Origin of the sequence: Microcystis viridis FACHB-1342 (genome assembly GCF_014698335.1) — a bacterium.
GTDB lineage: Bacteria > Cyanobacteriota > Cyanobacteriia > Cyanobacteriales > Microcystaceae > Microcystis > Microcystis ichthyoblabe_A.
Genome location: NZ_JACJSV010000135.1, coordinates 1 through 2677, shown reverse-complemented (window position 1 = coordinate 2677; position 2677 = coordinate 1). Strand labels below are relative to the sequence as shown.

Here is a 2677-nt window from a genome sequence, read left to right as displayed (position 1 = left end):
GAAACTATCTCATCAAATTAGTCCCCCCATAGAACCCCCTTGAGCCATCTTGCACACTTTTCTCTTTTTGTCAAATTTTATGTTAAGAAAGATGTGACTAATGGATAGCTTATCAAGGGGGGTTGGGGGGATCGAACCCAAAATCCATTTTTAATTTAATTAAAACCAGCTACTTACCATTTTAAAAAAATCAATTAATAAATTCAATTTCAGTTAGGGGAACCAGAAATGTTGCTTTTTTATCCCGATGGACAAGCTTTCACTAGCTATAATCAGGAAAACAACGAGCGGAACGATTAGCGAATAAACTGCGGGAATTAGGCATTAATCCTGACGATATCTAAGTTTACCCCTTGATCTCACTTTTATTACCAAGTATTTCAATTAAAGTTAACTCTATTATTGGAAAGGATTCAATAAAAATACTTTCACCTCGATAATATTTCTGAATAGCTTGATAACTACCCTGCAGCGGATGGCGATAAACTTCTAAACATTCTTCCTTGAGATTAACGATCCAAACTTCTTGAATATTTGCCTCTGCATAAAGAGGGATTTTAGTATAGCGATCATAATCGATGGTAGAATCAGAAACTTCAATAATTAAATAGATATCTTGAGGACAAGGATAGGCAGCAACATAAAAATCCGATCGAGGTATTAGTAAACTTAAATCTGGTTCTGGTTGAGAATTATTATTTAATCTAATCGGATTTTGCACCCTGAGAATAATTTTCTGTCCTAATTTTTGATAGAATAATTGTATTAATCTATCTACACTAGAAGCATGACGGGTTCCCATCGGTGACATTTTGATAATTTCTCCTCGAATTAATTCCACTTTTTCATCGGGTTTGATTATTCCCTCGGTTGCCATTTTTTCGTATTCTTCCACCGTAAACTTACGCGTAATCAGTGATAAAGACATTTTAACTAAACTCCTACTTTCTCTTTATTCTATCTGGACAGCCTTCCAACGGGTGAATTATCGGTATTTAAACCATTAATCGGGAGGAATAAACTAACTTTTTGGGGACTTGTACTGATTTTTCGGGAAAAAACAGCACTTGCCATGGCGACAAAACCGCTAGAGCTAACGTCTAGAAAGCTGGGGTCGGATCGAAACTGCCCCAAAAAAGCTACTATAGGTCAGTTGTCGATGTTAAAAAAAATAGCCGTTCCCATCTGGAACATTAAGTCGAGAAATTTTATGGTTAAGCGAAAACAGCCTTATAGTTTAATTTATCTGTTCAGTCTGGCGATCGGTTTAGTGATTGCGATCGCACCTGACGGACAAGCACAAACCCCCGACTCTAACACTCCTGCCAGCGATCCTAACGAATTAAAACCCTTAAATCAAGCCGATAGTGTTCTGAGTCTTCAGGGGGGACAACGTTTAGTGGAAGAAGCGAACACTGCTATTAATGCCGCTAAATACGATGTCGCTGTGGATAAACTCAATCAAGCGCGTCGGATTTTTAACCAACTATCTAACTATCATCTGCAATTAGCTAATAGTTTCTCAGGAATTGACCCGAAAGTATTCGATTCTCAGCGTCAAAGTGCTTTAAACACCGGACAACTGCGGGATGAAGCCACCTATCAGCTTGCTTTAGTTCATAGGGCGCAAAATCAGCCAGAATTGGCGGTTCCTTTGTTAATTCAGGTGATTCAATCCCAAAACCCCACCAGTGAATTAGGACAAAAAAGCTATCAACAACTCTACGAGATGGGATTTGTCAGTACACCCATCTCTGCACCGACTCCCACCTCCGCAACTCCTAGCAATCCCCCCCCACAGCAGTAAATTTTATCCCCATTGACGAGCTTTCGGTAACAATGGGATCAGAGTATCTTTAATTGTTTTGAGGAGTTAAGATGGTTGACTTTCGCCAAGTAGAAGCGATGATTCAAGAACAAATCCCCGATGCACAAGTGATGATTCGGGATTTGACGGGAGGTGGCGATCATTTGGAAGCGGTGGTTATTTCTGGCGAATTTGCTGGCAAAACCCGCGTTAAACAGCATCAAATGGTTTATGGCGCTTTACAATCGGCACTGGCTACCGAAGCCATCCATGCTTTGGCATTAAAAACCTACACTCCCGACAGTTGGGCAGCAGAAAAATAACAGTTATCAGTTATCAGTTATCAGTTATCAGTTATTAGTTAGTTTTTTTCTGGTTTTCTTTGTGGCTAATTATCTTCACAACACACAGTCTAATTTAATTACTCATGGTTAGTCCTTTACTAGAACCCTTTCGAGAAGCCTATCGCAATTTGGAACTTTTACCCCTGCGATCGGATAAAGAATTACAGCGTTTTGCTGTTAAATACGGCACAGAAATTATCGAAGAATTAGAACAATTGATAGAAGATAGTCCTTCGGAAGACGGAAAAATTATTCTAGCAGGACATCGGGGTTGTGGTAAGTCAACCCTACTCTATGAATTTAAAAGAAAGTTAGATGATCGCTGTTTTGTTGTTTTCTTCTCGATCTCAGACATGATCGAAATGTCAGACGTAAATCATGTTAATATTTTTGGCTCTTCGTTACTCTTTATGCTAAATCAACAGACAAGATGCCAAGATAACATACTTCTAACCCAAAAATTCCGAAAGTTTCTAAAGCCATAGCCTCTCCGTTTTATTAGTTTAAGTTTATTGTTGATTCCCTC

General features: G+C 38.9%; 4 protein-coding genes. 2 read left to right on the top strand and 2 right to left on the bottom strand.

Translation table 11 applies throughout. The features are described from left to right. Positions 1-346 precede the first annotated feature (346 nt). Positions 347-928: a Uma2 family endonuclease gene (locus tag H6G40_RS22765; protein WP_069475487.1), complete on the bottom strand. Its 582-nt coding sequence runs from the start codon at positions 926-928 to the stop codon at positions 347-349. Positions 929-1159: 231 nt separating this feature from the next. Between H6G40_RS22765 and H6G40_RS22760 the strand changes: the two genes are divergently transcribed. Beyond that, a complete protein-coding gene (locus tag H6G40_RS22760; protein WP_042790659.1) occupies positions 1160-1807 on the top strand; it encodes a hypothetical protein in 648 nt (215 codons plus the stop codon). 71 nt (positions 1808-1878) lie between these two features. Beyond that, positions 1879-2130 carry a BolA family protein gene (locus tag H6G40_RS22755; protein WP_002737239.1) on the top strand — a complete coding sequence of 84 codons (252 nt, stop codon included), beginning with the start codon at positions 1879-1881 and terminating at the stop codon, positions 2128-2130. 439 nt (positions 2131-2569) lie between these two features. Here the strand turns inward: H6G40_RS22755 and H6G40_RS22745 are convergent. Beyond that, a partial coding sequence (locus H6G40_RS22745) for a transposase (protein WP_190538260.1) occupies positions 2570-2677 on the bottom strand: 108 nt, incomplete at its 5' end.

Excerpts from the sequence above, each read along its gene's own strand:
- H6G40_RS22765 (WP_069475487.1), bottom strand. The coding sequence starts at position 928 with ATGTCTTTATCACTGATTACGCGTAAGTTTACGGTGGAAGAATACGAA.
- H6G40_RS22760 (WP_042790659.1), top strand. The coding sequence starts at position 1,160 with ATGTTAAAAAAAATAGCCGTTCCCATCTGGAACATTAAGTCGAGAAAT.
- H6G40_RS22755 (WP_002737239.1), top strand. The coding sequence starts at position 1,879 with ATGGTTGACTTTCGCCAAGTAGAAGCGATGATTCAAGAACAAATCCCC.